This window comes from Adhaeretor mobilis (assembly GCF_007741515.1).
Classification (GTDB): domain Bacteria; phylum Planctomycetota; class Planctomycetia; order Pirellulales; family Lacipirellulaceae; genus Adhaeretor; species Adhaeretor mobilis.
Genome location: NZ_CP036263.1, coordinates 4,018,661 through 4,037,220, shown reverse-complemented (window position 1 = coordinate 4,037,220; position 18,560 = coordinate 4,018,661). Strand labels below are relative to the sequence as shown.

Annotated in this window: 9 protein-coding genes; 8 read left to right on the top strand and 1 reads right to left on the bottom strand. The window is 56.5% G+C overall.

The window, feature by feature from the left end; translation table 11 throughout:
- Positions 1-336: 336 nt before the first annotated feature.
- The 7 genes from kdsA to HG15A2_RS15810 all read left to right on the top strand — a co-directional run bounded on the left by kdsA (position 337) and on the right by HG15A2_RS15810 (position 15,593).
- On the top strand, positions 337-1,173 hold the full coding sequence (kdsA, locus tag HG15A2_RS15840) for a 3-deoxy-8-phosphooctulonate synthase (protein ID WP_145064099.1): 837 nt from the start codon (positions 337-339) through the stop codon (positions 1,171-1,173).
- Positions 1,170-3,185, top strand: coding sequence for a transglutaminase-like domain-containing protein (locus HG15A2_RS15835; protein ID WP_145061205.1), 2,016 nt, complete (start codon positions 1,170-1,172; stop codon positions 3,183-3,185). The genes kdsA and HG15A2_RS15835 overlap by 4 nt, the downstream gene beginning before the upstream one ends.
- 242 nt (positions 3,186-3,427) lie before the next feature.
- A complete protein-coding gene (locus tag HG15A2_RS15830) occupies positions 3,428-5,155 on the top strand; it encodes a DUF7453 family protein (protein ID WP_145061203.1) in 1,728 nt (575 codons plus the stop codon).
- Positions 5,156-5,306: 151 nt separating this feature from the next.
- A complete protein-coding gene (locus HG15A2_RS15825; protein WP_145061201.1) occupies positions 5,307-6,257 on the top strand; it encodes an alpha/beta fold hydrolase in 951 nt (316 codons plus the stop codon).
- Positions 6,258-6,376: 119 nt separating this feature from the next.
- On the top strand, positions 6,377-8,077 hold the full coding sequence (locus HG15A2_RS15820) for a VWA domain-containing protein (RefSeq protein WP_145061199.1): 1,701 nt from the start codon (positions 6,377-6,379) through the stop codon (positions 8,075-8,077).
- Between the two features lie 434 nt (positions 8,078-8,511).
- On the top strand, positions 8,512-10,512 hold the full coding sequence (locus HG15A2_RS15815; protein ID WP_145061197.1) for a hypothetical protein: 2,001 nt from the start codon (positions 8,512-8,514) through the stop codon (positions 10,510-10,512).
- A gap of 398 nt (positions 10,513-10,910) precedes the next feature.
- The gene (locus HG15A2_RS15810) at positions 10,911-15,593 is read left to right on the top strand and encodes a beta strand repeat-containing protein (RefSeq protein ID WP_218932011.1); all 4,683 of its coding nucleotides are present in this window, start codon (positions 10,911-10,913) and stop codon (positions 15,591-15,593) included.
- 5 nt (positions 15,594-15,598) lie between these two features.
- Here HG15A2_RS15810 and HG15A2_RS15805 read toward each other — a convergent pair whose 3' ends face one another.
- Positions 15,599-18,028, bottom strand: a complete 2,430-nt coding sequence (locus HG15A2_RS15805; RefSeq protein WP_145061193.1) for a peptidase — start codon at positions 18,026-18,028, stop codon at positions 15,599-15,601.
- 164 nt (positions 18,029-18,192) lie between these two features.
- Between HG15A2_RS15805 and HG15A2_RS15800 the strand changes: the two genes are divergently transcribed.
- The gene (locus HG15A2_RS15800) at positions 18,193-18,513 is read left to right on the top strand and encodes a hypothetical protein (protein ID WP_145061190.1); all 321 of its coding nucleotides are present in this window, start codon (positions 18,193-18,195) and stop codon (positions 18,511-18,513) included.
- Positions 18,514-18,560: the final 47 nt, after the last annotated feature.

The following is an 18,560-nucleotide window of genomic DNA, read 5'->3' as shown; positions in this document are numbered from 1 at the left end:
ATCTTGGCACAAAACGAAGCAAAACAGCCTTCAAAACATCGATAGCATCAACCTCCGCTCCAAGCAGTCGCAAGATCGTCCCAAAATGGGAGATTGACATCTGCCTCTCGTCGTAAAGCACTTGCCATGAAAGACTTGTGGCTTTCTTGGAGTTGCTGAAAGACTCGCTCTACGCATCCGACTGAAGAATTGAGCGAGTGCTCGCAAGACACGCAGATCTCATGGTGAGACGCACCAGCCAATAGGATTTTGAACCGGATAGTGGCTGTTCTACGTATAGAAAACCGCCGCTATAGTGTGAGCAATCAGCCATCTGGAACGAAGCGAAGAGCCAATATCGTGACCAAAACCCTAGCCCACGTCGGGCCCTATACCTGCGGCGCCGGACAGCCACTCCTCTGGATCGCCGGCCCGTGTGTGCTGGAAACGGCCGCCGCAGCGATTGAAATCGCAGAAGAATTGCAGCGAATCGCCTCTGACTTGCCCGTGCAGTTGGTTTTTAAGGCGTCTTTCGATAAGGCGAATCGCACTTCCGGCAATGCCATTCGCGGCCCGGGGCTTGTCGATGGGCTTGCGATGCTAGCCGAAGTGAAAGACGCCACCGGCTTACCGGTGACGACCGACATTCACGAGGCTAGCCAAGCGGAAGTTGCGGGCGGGGTTTGTGACCTGTTGCAGATCCCTGCCTTCTTGGCTCGCCAGACGGACTTGCTACTGGCTGCCGCCAAGACAGGCAAGGCAGTCAACGTGAAGAAGGGGCAGTTCATGGCCCCCGGCGATATGCAGCATGTCGTCAAGAAACTTCGCGATGCGAAATGTGAGAACCTCTTGCTCTGCGAGCGCGGCACTTTCTTTGGGTATGGCCGGCTCGTGAACGACATGCGAGCGCTGCCACAAATGCAAGCCTTCGGTACTCCGGTCGTGTTTGACGCGACACACAGCGTACAAGAGCCGGGCGGTTTAGGGGGAGCAACGGGTGGCAATCGCGAGATGGTCGAACCACTTGCCCGGGCGGCAATGGCTGTGGGAATCGACGGGCTGTTTTGTGAGACGCACCCCAATCCTGATCTCTCGCCTAGCGACGGACCCAACATGATCCCACTCGACCAGATGGAAGGTTTCATGCGACGTGTGCTGGCCATTCGCGCCGCAACGGAGGAAGTCCTTTCGTGAAACGCCTAGCTACCAGGAGTCATCCACGTGCGATCGTTACGCTGCTAATCGGATTGCTAATCATTGCCGGGTGCAACGAGCGACGACCAGCAGCACACAGGCCCAAGAAATCAAACGCGAAAAAGTCTTATCAGGGTGCTCAGGCAGAAGTACTAATCAGTAGTTTTGCGAGTACGCTGAATGATCTTGCGAATCGGGTAGATACTGACCTAGTGCGCGAAGAAAAAATCCTCGACGCGACCAATAGCGCTGACGGAAACGAAGTGCTTGCGGTAGTGACTTCAAACCCACAAGCATTGGGTGCTGGCAATAACTATCTTCAGGTACCGCTCAACAACGCGAACTTTCACGATGCAGAGGTCAAGCCGGGCGACATTGTGCGGCTCTACTACGTAGATCCGACTAGCGAAAGCGCGCAGCGCGGCCTCGAGGAGCGGTCGTATGTCTCGCTGAAGGTTCGCCGCTTGGACGATCGCAACCCACAGAATGCGTTGATTCTTGATGTCGATATTCCTAATCCATTGGTGAATCCCGAACGCATCGAGATTTGGAGATTTTCTAATCGTCGCGCCAAGACCATTCGCAATGCGATAGAAAACTACGTAAAACTCCGTAGGCCGCCCGTGGATTGGGCGCCTACGCCTGATTTGGGCGAGTTGGAGTTGCTAGTGGATACGGCCAATCGCTGGCTGCGTAATCGCCAGGCAAAAATTGATGAGAAGGCTGCTCTACAACTCATTGATACACTGCCTCAAGGCTTGAGGCAGGACGAGGAACTCGCCGATAGGATCTCAGAAGCGGCGTTGCTGGACGACAGCTTGGCGCCCGGCGAAGGACGAGCCTTGCAAGAGGCTATCTGGTTGCGCGATATTTCAGACTGGGCGCGGGGCGATGCGGTTACCGATCTGGAAGCAGCAACGGCACTGTTCGACTGGACCGTAAGGAATGTTTGGGCGGTTACTGCCGAACAGGCGGTCGATATTCACCATCCCTGGCAGGCGTTGCTCTACGGACGTGGCACGGTGGAAGATCGTGCGTGGGTCTTCGTAGAGCTTTGTCGCCAGCAACAGCTTGCAGCCGTTGTCTTGGCTGTGAGTTCAGGCGACGAATCGCCGGCCGAGTTTTGGCTGCCTGCCGTACTGATTGAAGGGGAGCTGTACTTGTACGATACAAGGCTGGGCCTTCCGGTGGTGAACAGTGAAACCCAAGAAGTACTCACGCTCGCTCGAGTTCAGGCGGATTCTGATTTATTGCCAAGTCTCTACGCAGAGTATGATCTCAGTCGCGTCGAGGCACAGATCGTTGCCTCGCCGTTCCAGCTCACTGGGCGATCGCACCTCTTGGAAAACGCTCTCGAAGATGAGCAGATAGTACTCTTGAGTTCCGATCTTGCGGACTTGCAGAGTGAACTCCAAAAGCAACACTCGATTCAAGCAGTGAAGCTATGGCCGTTGCCATTTCAATCGATTGTCGATGAGCACTCGATCAAGATCAGCAAGCGACGCCTTGCGGCGAAAGCGTTCGATCCTTTTCGTCAAGAACCGATGCTATGGAAAGCGCGGGCATTACACTTTCAGGGTAAGAAGCCACCGTTACGAAGCGATCGCAAGAGTCAGCTGGCAGAGCCTCGCGAAGGCCATCGCGATGCAATCCGTTTGTATCAAAATGAGCGTGTGCGTCCCTCGGGCGAAGCGCTGAGCAAGCTCCCTCCACAAGTTCGCTCAGTAGCGGAGCAAGCCAAAGCATTAGCCAGTCTATGGCTCGGTCAGTTGTCCTACGATGAAGGACGCTACGAGACGGCCCAGTTTTGGTTCGAATCGATCGACCCGGATAAGGTTGATGACGTCATCCTTGTTGCCGCCGCTAGTTACAATCTTGCTCGGACTTACGAACAGTTGGGCGAAATTGATAAGGCAGTGCAGGTGTTACAAAATTGCTGCGAGGGCTCACCGCAGCACCAAGGCAACCTGTTGCGTGCTCAACGGTTACGGCAACTCGGCACCTCTGAATAGCTGGCGAAATCATGAGGGCCTACGAGAAGCATAAAGCCCTACGCAGGCAAAAATTTGCATTCGGTCTGCTGCTCGATTAGCTTAGCAAAAATCCACAGTCAATCACTTCTCTTGATTCGGATTTTGCCACGATGCACTTATGCTTCTCTAGAACGCGCCGTGCCCAGTCGCTTCTCTGCTACGCACTCCTCTCCCTCGCCATAAGTTCAGCAGCAACGTCAACTCGAGCAGCGACTCCCTCGTTGCTTGTGCAGAGTGGCGACGTTGCTGATGACGCTGCGATATTTGCGGGTTTCTCAGCACCAGTGATCATCGTTGGTGGCGAAGTTGCCTTTATGGGGAACCTCGAAACTGGTGTGAGCTCTGTGACTACGGACAACGACACGGGCGTCTGGGCCTGGAAATCGGGGGCAACCAGCTTAGTCTCACGTGAGGGGCTCAGCAGCGTTCCAGGAGCTTCTGGGGCTCGGTTTGACAGCTTTCTCGCCACCTCGCTCGGAGTGAGTGGCGAGGTGCTTGTCCATGGCCAACTAAAGACGGGCGTTGGTGGAATCACGACCAGCAACCACGATGGAGTTTGGGACCTTGGTGCGTCTAGCACACAGTTGGTGCGCACCGGCGCGACGATCCCAGCTGGCGTGTCCAGTTCAAGTTTCACAAGCATTGGCGCTCCATTGCTTACTGGGAGTACTGCAGCCACGCTTGCACACTTGCAGTTGACGGTTCCCGACGTCGATTCTACCAACGACAAAGGTATTTGGACTCACTCAGCTGATCAAAGTTCTTCGCTTGTAGCCCGAACAAATGTGACATCCCCGCCTGCGGTGCCAGGCGGTACTTTTTCAAACTTGGTTCTGCAGGCGGCTAACGAGAACGGTCAATCAATGGTTTACGGTCGACTCGAGGAAGGACCAGGGGGCGTTGCCGCTTCAAACCGCCTTGGACTTTGGCGCATGGATTCCTCAGGCGGTACTTTGGTGGCTCGCCAATCAGACGCAGTAGCCGGAGTGTCCGCCAGCAAATTTGGGTCCTTCGACACAGCAACGATCAACAGCTCGGGACAAGTAGCTTTTGACGCGACGTTACAAATCGGTGGTGGCACTACGACATCCAACGATCGTGGCGTGTGGTTATACGATGGCAGTGCCTCGACCTTATTGGCACGCGAGGGCGACAGCGTACCTGAGGTACCTGCTGCCACATTCGCGGGGTTTTCTGCGCCACGGCTCAATGACGTGGGTCAAACTCTCGTGCAAGCAGATCTCAACATCGGCGTCGGCGGAGTAACTGCTGCGGATGCAGGCGGCCTCTGGCTACTGGAAGCCGACCCAGCACAGAGCCAGCTGATTGCGCGTCTTGGAAGCGGTGGCGTGCCGGATATGCCCGGTGCGGACTTTAGTAGCTTTGACTCTTCGGCCTTCAACTCCCTCGGGCAGGTTGCCCTCTCAGCAACACTTGCCGTTGGCGGAAGCGTCAACTCCAACAACGATCAAGGACTTTGGCTTATCGATACCCAAGGTGGTTCAATGCTAATTGCGCGTAAGGGCGATGTGCTCGCCGGCGAAACGATTGAATCCATAAAACTTGCCGATGGGTACGCCGCCGGAACGCGAGGGCTCAGTGATGCCGGTGATGTCGTGTTTCTAGCCGAGTTTGCCAGTGGAGGGAGCGGACTATTTCTGTACGAGTCCGAACTCGAATTCTTGTCCTCCGACTTTAATTTCAGCAATGTTGTAGACGGCGACGACCTCGCGATATGGCAGGCGAACTATGGCGGTGCCTTAGCCGCTGATGCCAACGGCGATGGCAGAAGCAATGGCGGAGATCTCCTCGTTTGGCAGCAGCAATACTCACCTGTCGGGCAGTTGATCGCGATACCAGAGCCTGTATCGGGGCTCTTGCTGCTATTCGGTTGCATCGCCATCGTTCGCCAGCGGACCACATGGTCTCTCGTAGGACGCCTGCTATAGGCGCTCTAATCGTTACCACACCATTCCCGGTCGGCCGGTCTCCAGGTGATCGCGATCTCTTAATTTATTCCACACTGCAACTGCAGGCGACATATACTGAAGGAGTCTCGGATTTCACCCACGCTTTGAATCCCTCTCGAAAGCCCTTCCAGTGAAATTTTCGCTGCTCCGTTCTGTATTGCCACACCTTGCCCTATTGATCACGCTCCTGGCGACGAGCAACGCCCAAGCGGAACTCGATTTCCATCCGGGTAAGCGTGTGCGTTTGGCGAATGGTCGATATATCCACTACGCAGAGTACGGTGTCCCGACAGGTAACTTGGTGCTTTATTTTCATGGAACTCCGGGTTCGCACCTTGAGGTAGGTCTCTGCGATGAGGAACTCGATGAGTCGGGAATCCGTTTGATTTCGATCAATCGCCCCGGCATAGGCAATTCGACGTATTACGGTTGTCGTCGGATTACCGACTGGCCTACCGACGTTGACCAATTGCTGGCGGCCATGGGGATCGAAGGAGCACCATTTGGTATTATCGCGCTTTCTGGTGGGGCACCCTACGGTCTCGCAGTGGCTCGCGCGATGCCAGAGCGTGTGACGCATTTGGCACTCGTCTCAGGGCATACTCCTCCAGGAGCGCCAGTAGTGCGTGGCAACTCCGACGATATGATCGATCTTCTGCGCCGTCGTCCGCGACTAGGGAACTTTGGTATAGGCTTGCTTGATCGTCGGCTAAATCGCAAGCCCGACAGTATCGTCAAGCAAGTCACCAAGAGTTGGACGGCTGCGGACCGCAAGCTCGTGCTTTGCAATCCCAAGCTGAAGAACCGGCTCGTTGCTAACTTGCGTGAGGCAACGGTTTGCGGCCCGCAGGGACTCGTCAAAGATATTGGATTACTGGGAAGCTGCTGGGGATTTGCCGTGGCTGAAGCTGCCGGTGTGGATGTCTCCATCTGGCAAGGTGGCTGCGATCGCATCGTGACGCCTTCAATGGCTCACTACTTTCATTCGCAACTGCCGGGTAGCACCTTGACGATTGATCCCAAGGCGGGGCACGTCACCATGTTTAAGTGGCATGTGCACGAGATACTCAAGAATTTCTGAATGCGAGCTTCCCGGAATTGCTGTAGTTGCGAGTGATTTGCCTGCTGGGACTATGGCCACTACGATGCACTCGTAGCGATTTCGTTCCCCAACACATCAAATTCCCAAAGCAGCATCCTATGGCCGATCGCAAGAGCCTGGGAGGTGTCATCCACACCTACCAGCAGTACGATCCCCAGCGATTCCCCAGCCCTACGCAACCGCCACCAGACATGGTGTCTTCCGCCTTCGAGCATATGCTCATGTTCGGAGAGCGAAGGGAGTTGACACAGGAGGAACTTGCGCGGGCGGTTCGAATCGATCCGAGCCAAATCCAAGGGTTGGGCCCTAGTATCGATGCCTTACTGGCCATGCTCCGTGAACGTAAGCGGAAAATTTTGGACAAGTATGAGACCCGCAAAGTCCGCAAGCGCGCCGCGAAGTCATTTCGCGAACAGGCAAGTAAGACTCAGCCGCCTAAGCCACATCGCGAGCGCTTCGAGCAAGCCGTCAAGTACGAGCAAATCCGCGACTTGGAGCGCCTGTGGTATGCCACGGGCGACGACCAATCGCCGCTTGCCAGGGCGTTAGTGGGGCTCATCGAAACATTGGGAAACAAGTATCAAGTCGAGCAACTGGCTGCGAAGTACGAGTTTACCGGCCGCGAGTCGATGACTGTGCCGCAAGCATTAGAGATCAAAGAAGAACTAGAGCGAATCGATGAACTGATTCGGCAACTTGAGGAAGCCGCCGAGACGGCCCAGATTGGCCTGATCGACATGGACGCGCTCGCCGAATTCGCCGAGCCAGGCGATGTCGAGCAACTAAGCGCCCTCCAGCAACAAGTGCAGGACTACTTGCGCGAAGTGGCAGAGCAACAAGGACTCCAGCAAAAGGGTGGCAACTTTCAACTTACGCCTAAAGCGTATCGCATCTTTCAAGGGAAACTGCTGGAGCGATTGTTCAGTGAGCTCAAAGCTTCGCGCACAGGTCGACATCAAGGTCCCACGGTGGGTGAAGGCGCTGTCGAAATGCAACAGACCAAGGAGTATGAGTTCGGCGATTCGGTCACGAACCTAGATATCCCCGGTTCCTTTATAAACGCGCTCATTCGCCAAGGACCAGGACTGCCGGTGCGCCTCGGGCAAGACGACTTACAGATACACTTAACTCGCAATTCCCCAAAGTGTGCCACTTGCGTAGTCATGGATATGAGCGGTTCGATGCGCTACGACGGGCAGTACATCAATGTGAAGCGGATGGCATTGGCACTGGAAGGGTTGATCCGCAGTGAGTACCCGGGCGACTTTTTGCAGTTCGTGGAAATGTACAGCTTCGCCAAACGAGTAGAGCGAGGGCAGGTTATCGAGCTCATGCCCAAGCCGGTGACGCTGCACGATCCGGTCGTGCGGCTCAAGGCTGATATGAGCAGCGACGAGGTGAGCGAATATCAGATTCCTCCTCACTTTACGAATGTCCAGCATGGCTTGGCCGTCGCGCGGCAGATGCTCGCTCAGCAGGACACACCCAATCGCCAGATCGTGCTCATCACCGACGGCCTACCAACGGCTCATTTCGAAGAGGAGATGCTCTACCTTCTCTATCCGCCAGATCCACGCACCGAGTCCGCAACCATGCGCGAAGGGCAGCTTTGCAGACGGGAGGATATCACGATCAACCTCTTCTTGCTGCCCAGTTGGTCGCAAACTGAGGAGGACGTGCGATTTGCCTACAATTTGGCCGAATCGACCCAGGGGCGAGTGTTCTTCACGGCCGGAAACGATTTAGACCGCTATGTGGTTTGGGATTACCTCGCTAGACGACGGGACATCGTGAGCTAGCGAATCGGACTGCTCTGCTCTCTGATTCCCGAGCCGACATGCGTAAGCCGCCGGTTTGAACCCAGGATACGCTATCACCCGAGGGCTTAAGTATGTCGCCTCGGGAAGGCTTGCGCATGCAGGATTCAGCGGTCTTGGAAATCGTGGAATGTATGCGAATCACCGCAATCCACCTGACCCAAGCGAAATATTTCGCCTATCTTCCCAAAACGTCAGCTTATGTCGATGGGACCTATTCCCGTCATTGGGTAAGCTCTAGGTGTGCGGACGAGCGAAGAGAGATAAACCTTGCCAGCTAGCCGATGAATGAGTACAGTCTCCGCGCACTGATTCCCAAACTGAGTCTTCGAAGAGCATGTTTCTGTTGGGCCCTGCTCTGCTGACGATCCACGACTTTGGCCGCTTTGGCGGTCCTGACAAGCAGGAATGAGATTTTGGCTATTACTACTTCGACGCGCACGTCTTCATACGCCACGACCTTGGCGGCCGCCTTTCTCTTGGCAACATTGCTCTTGGCAATCCTGCCGCAAGCAGCTCAGCTCGAGGCGGCCGTTCCTGCGGACTCGCTGATGAGCGCCAACACGCGCGGGTTTGCCTCTATCGCCGATATGGCGAAGTTGGCCGACAATTGGAACCAAACCCAACTGGGGCAACTTGTGAAGGACGAGGCTATGAAGCCGTTCGTTCAAGACATGAAACGCCAGTTGCAGCGTCAACTATCAGGCGTAAAAGATAAGCTGGGTCTCGAACTGAGCGACCTTATGGGCGTCGCCAGCGGCGAAGTAGGTCTCGGTATGGTCGAACGATCAGGTAAGAGAGCCTCTATGGTGATGACCGTGGATGTTACCGGTCGGTTGGCTGAGGCAGAAGAACTCTTGGAAAAGATTGAAGTTGAACTGACAAATCGAAAAGCGACTAAGCAGATAACGCCGCACGATGGAATTGCGCTCACCATCTATAATGTTCCCAATAGTCGTCGCGATGGCAAGACTCGCGAGGCCGTGTTCTTTATCCACCAAGAGATGCTCTGCGCGAGCGATAGCAAGACGGAAGCTGTGGAAATGATTGCTCGCTTCGGCAACGCCGATACGAACACGCTCACGGAGGTCGTCCCCTATCAACAAACCATGCGGCGCTGCAGCCAGGAATCCGGCAATCTTTCACCTGAGCTCCGCTGGTTCATCGATCCTTTTGGTTATGCACGTGCCGTACGTTCGCTGAACCCAGGCCGCAAGCGAATGGGCAAGGACTATTTGAAAATTCTCACCGAACAGGGCTTCGGTGCGGTTCAAGGAGCCGGCGGGTTCGTGAACCTGGCGGTCCAAGGCAACTATGAGATCCTCCATCGCACGGCGGTCTACGCACCGGCTACTACAACTGGTGACGATAAGTACACGCTTGCGATGCGAATGATGAACTTCCCCAATGGTGGCGAGTTGCTTCCCAAAGAGTCAATTCCACGTAAGTTGGCCAGCTATCGAACATTTAATGTAGATTTGAAAGCAGCGTTCGACAATTTCGATAGCCTCTTCGATGCCATCGCCGGTTACGACGATGCTTTCGCAAGTATGATCAAGGGCTTGGAAGAAGACCCTTATGGTCCTCGCGTAAAGGTTCGCGACGAGTTCATCCAACATCTCGGCCAGCGGCTTACGCTCGTGACCGATTACGAGTTGCCGATCACGACAAGTAGCGAACGCTTCCTGTTCTCGATCGATGTCACTAATCAGCAAGCAATTGCCAACGCAGTGAAGAAATTCATGGAAGCCGACCCTGACGCCCACTTGCGTACCCTAGATGGGCACCAAGTCTGGGAGATCATGGAACCTGAGGACGATTTCGAGGATCTCGAAATCGGCATCGTCGAGTTCGACCCGCTCGCACCGGCCGAGCCAGAGGTAGTAGACGAGGCTCCTGCCAGCGGCATTTCGCAGGCTTCAGCCGTTTGTGTAGCTGACGGTAAGCTCATGGTCGCTTCGCATATGGACTTTCTCAGGAAGGTTCTTCAAGACAAACCAACCGAGGAAACGCTCGCCGGCGCCGGCGATTTTAATGAGGTTGACGCTGCCATGCGCCAGCTCCTGCAGGGTGCCGTATGTGCTCGCTGTTTCATCCGCAGCGACGAAGCTTATCGCCCTACCTACGAACTGCTTCGCCAGGGTGCCATGCCTCGCTCGAAAACGTTGCTGGGACGCGTGCTCAATCGCATGCTTACTCCGCCTGAAGACGAAGACGAAGGCATTCTCCGCAAGCAAAAGATCGATGGTCGTACGCTGCCCAGCTTCGAAGTCGTGCGTCGCTACTTCAGCCCCGGCGGAACCGTCGTGCGCAGCGACGAAGACGGCTGGTTTGTCGTCGGTGCGATGCTCAGCAAGCGCCAAGGCCAGGCTCGTGCGGGGAGCATCCCCTCGGCAAGTACGAGCAAGATTCGCTGAGACCATTTTTCTCTAGCGGAGACAGTCGTAGGCCGGAACGAGTGGAGCAAGTTCCAGCAAGAATCGCCTACAAAGTCTCAATTGCCACTAGCCGGCGAGCTACGCCTCGCCCGGATTTCTGGCCTGCCGGCGCGTACAGAGCCTGCTCCAGAGAACACTTTCTGTTACTGTAACCGCTCTGAAACCGCGCGAGACGTAGCTCGCGGGCTAGCTGAATGCCACCTGCTTTTTTGTGGTTGTTTCCCGCAATCGCGGCTATACTCTGTGGATGCTCCTGGGGAGGAGGTATCTCGTAAAGCGTCGTGTTCTGGATGCTTCTCTCTCGGCACTGCCCACATTGCAGCCGTGTCGTTGCCAGCTTCGCTTGCCACTCTCTCTCGGTCCTCGGAAAGCCCATTATGTCGAAGCATCGTTCACACAAGTCTCGCCGCGTCCGCAAAACGCAATCCGCCACGCACCGCCGACTCGTGGGTTTTGAAACGCTCGAACCGCGACGGCTGCTCGCCTGCACCAATCCGGGGCCCGATGGCGACACGAACGATCAGATTTGCGAACCGATCGCTACACTCGGGAATGGGCAAACGATTACCGCTGCTATCGGCGGGCCCCAAGGGTTGACCGACGTCGATCTGTACAAGATCAGTATTAGCTCATCCCTCGTCGGTAAAGAAATCACCTTCACCGCCAATGCGACGCCCGGAAGTTCGCTCGATACCTACTTGCGTTTGTTCGACGACAACGGCGTTGAACTCGAGGACGACGAAGATGGCGGTCCGGGCGTGAACTCGCTGATTGACTTCACGTTCACTTCCTCCGGCACCTACTACCTGGGCGTTTCGTCCAGTTCCAATGAACAGTACAGTGTCGTCACCGGTGAAGGAGACGATACGGGTAACTTCAGTTCGGAAGGTCCCTACGAGGTAACGTTCGAGGATACCAACGACCAAATCGATGAAGCGAGCGACGCCCTACTGGATGGTTTTTCCGGTGGAAACTCAATCAATCTAGTTACCGACGTGGATCTTTTTCGCTGGGAGGGAATCGATGGGCAGTCGATACGGTTCGAGGTGGATGGCGACTTTGTCGATTCCACCACGGGGTTAGACACTTACCTGCGCCTGTTCGACAACGACGGCAATCAGCTTGACTTCAATGACGACGGCGGAGGCAATCGCGATTCGGAGTTGACGTTCACGTTCGGTGACACCGACGACTTTTTCCTTGGCGTCTCCAGCTTTGGCAACACGAGCTACGACGCCGAAGAGGGCACCGGCGATACCGAAGGCAGCTCGACCGGTTCCTACTCTATCACTGCCACCGAGGTCTCACTCGATTCCAACGACCGCATCTCCAACGCGGTTGACTTAGGGGATTTGTTCACCGTTGGCACGGTATTTAACGGCGGCGAAATTGACTCCGCTGCGGATGTCGATCTGTACAAGTTCCAGGTCGGTCGCGCTGGTTCGTTTGTTGAGATTGATGTCGATCGACCCACGGGCGGGGTCGACTCGCTACTGAGACTGTTCGATGCCAATGGTGTGCAAATCGCCGCTAATGACGACGCCAATGCGCCCGGCGAGACCGGCGCTCTTCCCCGAGATTCCTTCCTCGGCATGTCGCTGGCCCCAGGTATTTACTACGCGGGCGTTTCCGCCTACCAAAACAGCAGCTACGATATCAATACCGGCCTGGGCGACACCGATGGCAATTCGACGGGCTCCTATACGATCGATATTCAGGACCGCCTGCACGTTGATTCCACCGGCGACACCAACACCGGCACGCTTGCCGCTAACGATAACCACAACATGCTGCGGGAAGCGATCGCGTTTGCCAATGATACCGCTGGCTCTCAGACGATCACGTTCCAGCCGAGCGTGTTCGCGTCTGGCGGAACGATTACGCTCAGCGTGCCGGGAACCAACCAGCTGGAGATCACCGACTCGGTTGTCATCAATGGGCTGGGTGCAAATCTGGTCACCGTCAGCGGCAATGACAACAGCCGCGTGTTCTTGATTGACAACGGCAACGACAACACCGAGATCGCTGTCACCCTCCGTGACCTGACGATTCGTGATGGCAATACCGCACCGGGGCCTTCCAATATCGTGGATGGCGAAGAGGGAGCCGGAATCAGGAACACGGAGAACCTGACGCTCGACGGTGTCGCGGTGACTTCCAACACCACGCTCCGTGCAGGCGCGACGATCCCTGAAAGAGACGGTGGCGGGATTTTTCACTCCATCGGCACATTACTCATTACGGACAGCACGTTCTCGGATAACTCGGCAGAAAACGGGGCAGCGATCGCAGTCAGCAGTGGCAGCGTGACGATCGACAACAGCACTATCCGCGATAACTCGGCGAACGTCGATGGTGGCGGAATTCTTGTGACCAGTGGGACCGTCAACGTCACGGGTGGCAGTTTGATCGAGCTGAACACGGCATCCGACGATGGCGGAGGGATTTTTGCATCGACGGGCACTCTGGTGAACATCGACGGCAGTACGGTCAGCGGCAACGAAGCGGATGACAAAGGCGGCGGCATTGTCGTCACCGGTGCAACACTGACCGTAACGGGCGGCAGCCTAGTGGGGGGGGATGCGGATGCCATTCTTCCGCTTGAATCCAACAAGGCGGGGGTCAACGGTGGCGGGATTTTTGCGGACGCAAGCTCGGTGGTCACGATCGACGGCAGCAGGGTTAGCGGCAACATCGCCGATACCGATGGTGGTGGAATTTATGTGACCGGCGGGACCGTCAATGTCATGAGCGGCAGTTCGATCGAGCTGAACACGGCATCCGACGATGGCGGAGGGATTTTTGCATCGACGGGCACTCTGGTGAACATCGACGGCAGTACGGTCAGCGGCAACGAAGCGGATGACAAAGGCGGCGGCATTGTCGTCACCGGTGCAACACTGAACATAACGGGCGGCAGCGTCGTGGGGGGGGATGCGAGTGTCGTTATTCCGCGTGAATCCAACAAAGCGGGGGTCAACGGAGGCGGGATTTTTGCGGACGCAAGCTCGGTGGTCACGATCGACAACAGCACGGTCAGCGGCAACATCGCGGATGACAAAGGCGGCGGCGTCTTTATATCTGGCGGAACGCTGGACGTTCAAAACGGCAGCACGCTGGGCGGCGATACGGAAGCCGAAAGAAACAAGGCAATGGACAGTGGCGGAGCGATCTTCGCACAAAGCGGCGCGGTGGTCACAATCGACGCCAGTACGGTCAGCGGCAACATCGCCGATGCCAGCGGCGGCGGAATCTTCATGATCAGCGGCACACTGAATATTCAAAACGGCAGCACGCTGGGCGGCGATACGGAAGCCGAAAGAAACAAGGCAATGGACAGTGGCGGAGCGATCTTCGCACAAAGCGGCGCGGTGGTCACAATCGACGCCAGTACGGTCAGCGGCAACATCGCCGATGCCAGCGGCGGCGGAATCTTCATGATCAGCGGCACACTGAATATTCAAAACGGCAGCACGCTGGGCGGCGATACGGAAGCCGAAAGAAACAAGGCAATGGACGATGGCGGAGCGATCTTCGCACAAAGCGGCGCGGTGGTCACAATCGACGCTAGTACGGTCAGCGGCAACATCGCCGATACCGACGGCGGCGGAATCGTCATGATCAGCGGCACACTGAATATTCAAAACGGCAGCACGCTGGGCGGAGACACAGCTCTCGAAGCCAACCACGCCGTGGGTAATGGCGGAGCGATCTTCGCACAAGGCGGCTCGGTGGTCACGATCGACGCCAGCACCGTCAGCGGCAACATTGCCGATACCAATGGTGGCGGAATCACAATGCTCGCCGGAACGCTGAATATTCAAAACGGCAGCACGCTGGGCGGAGACACAGCTCTCGAAGCCAACCAAGGCAACCTCGGTGCCGCGATCTTCGCTCAGCTGACGACTGTAATTACGATCGATCGTAGCACGATCGCCGGCAACAAGGCCAGAGTAGCTGGCGGCGGGCTCTATCGACTGGAATCGACAGGCAGCACGACCATCATCAACTCAACCTTTAGTGGCAACTTAGCCGAAGGCGATACCGGTGGTTTGCGAGTCATTAGCGGCCCCACGGTGATTCGCAACTCAACCTTCACCGGCAACCGAGCGGACTCCGACGGCAACGGCGCGGGATTCAACGGCGGCATCAACGCACCCGTCGCGCAACTGACGATGCACAACACGATCGTCGCTGGCAATTTCAAGGGCACGGGCACCACGCCCAGTGATATGGGCACCGAAGCCCTCTTCAACGATTTCTCCCACAACCTGATCGGCTCCGCAGACGTCGAGAGCGGAAGCATTTTCCATGGCATTAACGGCAACATCGTCGGAGTCAACGGAGGGGGGACGATCCCGATTACGACGATCCTGAACACGACGCTCGCCGACAACGGTGGACCTACGCTGACACATGCTTTGGTTCCTGGAAGCTTGGCCATCAACCGCGGCAGCAATGCCGAAATCGCCGCAGGGGTGACGACCGATCAGCGGGGCGAGGCGCGCATCAAATTCGGCACGGTCGATATCGGAGCGTTCGAGTCCGATTTCGATGTCACGAGCGTTGCGTCGGCCGACTTTAATGAAGACAATAGCGTCGATGGATTCGACTTCCTCGCCTGGCAACTCGGCTTCGGCACCAGCAACCCTGCGCTAGCCGATGGCGATGCCAATGATGATGGCAGCGTCGATGCGGTAGACCTCGGCATCTGGCAAACCGACTACGGCACGGTTTTCTCCGGCGTAGCAACAGGGATCACCAGCGTAGCGGCAGCAAGTAGTGCGCCGCCTGTCTCGACACTGCAAGCCAACCGAGCCGCGCTTGTCGATGCAGCACTAGCCACCGTGTGGCTTGGGGCGGAGACCGAAGACGAGGCTGCGGTTCTTGAAGGGACTGGTGCGTTTGGCGAGCTAATCCCCGCGAGCAGATTCAGAACCGCACGGCTTGCGCCGACGGCTATTGCGGCCGGCGAGCGGGAACCTTTCGAGAGCGAGGCTGAGGAAGGTACTGAGTCGGCGTGGCTCTCCGATGAGCTATTGGAGAGGGTGTTTGGTTGAGGGGCTTACCTCTCCTCCGCAGGCCACACGAGCTTCGCCCAATAAGGCCGCTGCCGATCCGCCCTGGTGCGGGCGTCTTCCAGTAGCACATCGATCTGCGGGCTGATCGACTCTCTCGCTCCGCGCACGTTGTTGCCGTTGATGGTGACCCGCACTGGCTCGTCGAAGTCCACCATCTCTGGGTTGAGCCAAATGGTAGCTCCTTCTGCGGCCGTCTTTACGAGCAAGCGATTGCCGGCGAGCAACTTCCCTTCGACTTCCGTGGCGCGGGCTCCGCGACCAGTCCATTCTGCTGGATGAATCATCCACTTCACCGGGAATTTTTGGCACTCGATCCACCAGAAGAAGTTGTCCCAGGGGCGTAATGTCGAGCAGGTGAACTCTTCAGGAATCTTCCCGCGTCGGCGTCGGTTCATCCACTCGAAAGCGTAGTGGATTTCATCGTGAAATGGCTCGTGTCCGCGTCCCAAATACTCCACGACCGTGGCATCGAAACGGCGTCCTAGAAAACGATCGAACAGCGTCGAATTCTGCTTCATCTTCGCACCGTCTAACTCGCCAGCCACGAAGTAGAGTGGCACGTAGCGAGCGTTCTCCCAGTAGTAGCTGCCGTACTTACCGATCTGTGCTACAAACGGCAGGGCACCGGCCCACACATCGGGGTGCGACTGGGCCAAATCCCAGGAGGCATCGCCCCCCGTACCGTGGCCTGTGAGAAACACCCGGTCTGTATCAATGCTGAACCGCCGACAAGCATCCCGCAGGCACGTGAGCACGGCAACATGTTCGCGGGCGGAGTACTCGTAGCGATACTGTTGTGGTTTTTGCCAATCGACAGAAATCACGATGTACCCGCGCCGCATTGCTTGGCCGAGTCGTGCACCGACGATTTGGCCCGCTTGGTTTACTCGCGGCGAACCGGCCCAGAAATCGAGTTCCTGCACGGGGCTGTTGTATGCGCCGTTGAGCGCGATGATGGTCGGATAGCGCAAGTGGGGGTCGTATTCGGGTGGAAGCTGAATCAGGTACTGAAAGTCTCCATCTTCGGTTTGCCCGGGGGCGGCAAGGCTGAGCGAGCCAAAACCATTTTCAGCCGAAGGAGGTTTCACCAACTCGTTGTCATGGAGAGGTGGCTTGATCATCGATAGCAGCCTCGCTACTCTGTCGACCGAGGCACCTTCCAGGCTGCGCAGATTGTCCACAATGGTAGAACGCTCGTGAGCCAAAGGCTCGCGCAGGTAGCGTATCACCCCATCACGAATCTTTACTAGCGAGATCGCCACTGCCAGTTTTTGCGTCGCTTGATCGGCGCCTAACAGCCAGCCACTGAGGGCGAGGGCCGCCTTCTCTTCGGCTGACATGGAAGCGTCGTCGACAAACTGGCTGAATGGCGCGAGGCGATCGATGTTATTATGGCTCAACTCTCCGGTGATCTCGGCCATCAACGGAGCCGCGATTCCGCGGTCATCCGGGTCAGAGATGTCCGCCACGATGCTGGCTATGTTTTTCTTGGTGGCATCGATTCGCAGCTGGGCCTTGTCGTACTTGCTGATGAGCTCGCGGACCTGCTGCAAAGTTTCGCCGGCAACCTCTTCCGTTGGGAAGTTCTGCAGTAGCGCATGGACAAGCTGGTGCTGGCCGGCATCTTTGCGGAGTTGGATTTCTGTAAGAATGCGACGAGCGGCCAACTGGTTGATCTGTTTCAGCTCTCTTTCAAGGTCCTTCATCTTTGGGAAGTCGGCAATGATGGCTTTTAATTCTTTGCCTGCATCGGCGTACTTCTGGGAGTCCACGTAAAATCGCACCGCTTGCAGACGCGCCTCGGGATCGTCTTGAGGGAGCGTTTGCTTGAGGATTGCCGCGACGGTCGCGCTTGGGATTGAGCTTGTAGCGATCCGACAATCCCATACCGGTGATCGTGGCTGGCCGAGTAAAGCCTCTACGCGGGCATAGCGTGGTGTAAGTTCGGTGATTCCTTGGATGACCGAAAGCGGGCCCCGGCCGGTTTGCATTTTGTAGATGCGACGACCGTACTCATCAAACGGCGTGATGCCCAAGCTGGGGCCTACGCTTGCAATGCCAGAGGATCCCTGGGCAATGTTTTGCCAAAGCTTGATGCTTACCTGTTTCTCGGGTGCTTCATCAATCAGGCGATTGGCTTGTTGATTCGAGATGAACACCCGGCGCAAATCGTCGTCGATCACGTAGATTGGCTGGGTGGCGATTTCTCCAGCGTGCGAGGGGGCCGAGTCCGAAGTGTCGCCCACTCCACTCGTCTTAGCGATTCTGCCGGTGAGCACGCGACCATCTTTGAGTTGTAATCTCTGAGCAAAAGCCAGCTCTCCCGAACCCAGGGCTACCACCAATGCGACGAAAAGCCACCTAGCGAGTGCTTTTCGTGTTACGAGTTTCCAGGATGAATATTGGCTGGGCATGTGGAGTTGCAGGCGAAGTACTTGGAGGTGACTCTCTAATCTTACTTTTGCTAGCTGCTCTGAGGAGTCAACAAGCTGGCGAATCACGGAAAACATTGCCCTCATGGGCCTGAAAACAGCTAGGCGCTTGACATTGCTGGCAAACCGCTCGAAGATTGGGCCGCTTGGGTGGAATTTTCCGTTTTTACGGTTTGTCAGCCGGTTCGCTAGAACGGGCGCCTCCGCTGGACAACTTTGCACACGATTATGCCATGAACCTGCGCGGCGCACTAAAATTTCTGCTCATCACAACCCTCGGCTTGCCCGTGCTGCAGACCTTGCTGGTGTGGGTAGCCGGGCTGCTCACTTCTATTGGCGATGAGACAACAGCCAATGTAGTCAACCAGATCGGACGCGGTGCTGGCATCCTGTGGTTGGTCAGCATTACGGCGTTGGTGGTTGTGTTGGCGGTTCGCTCTTTGGATGATCCGCCGCCAGCGGTGTGATTGTCGAGACTCGCTCCGCGAGTCTCGGGAACCCTTCTACAGTGATG

Excerpts from the sequence above, each read along its gene's own strand:
- HG15A2_RS15820 (WP_145061199.1), top strand. The coding sequence starts at position 6,377 with ATGGCCGATCGCAAGAGCCTGGGAGGTGTCATCCACACCTACCAGCAG.
- HG15A2_RS15810 (WP_218932011.1), top strand. The coding sequence starts at position 10,911 with ATGTCGAAGCATCGTTCACACAAGTCTCGCCGCGTCCGCAAAACGCAA.
- HG15A2_RS15805 (WP_145061193.1), bottom strand. The coding sequence starts at position 18,028 with ATGCCCAGCCAATATTCATCCTGGAAACTCGTAACACGAAAAGCACTC.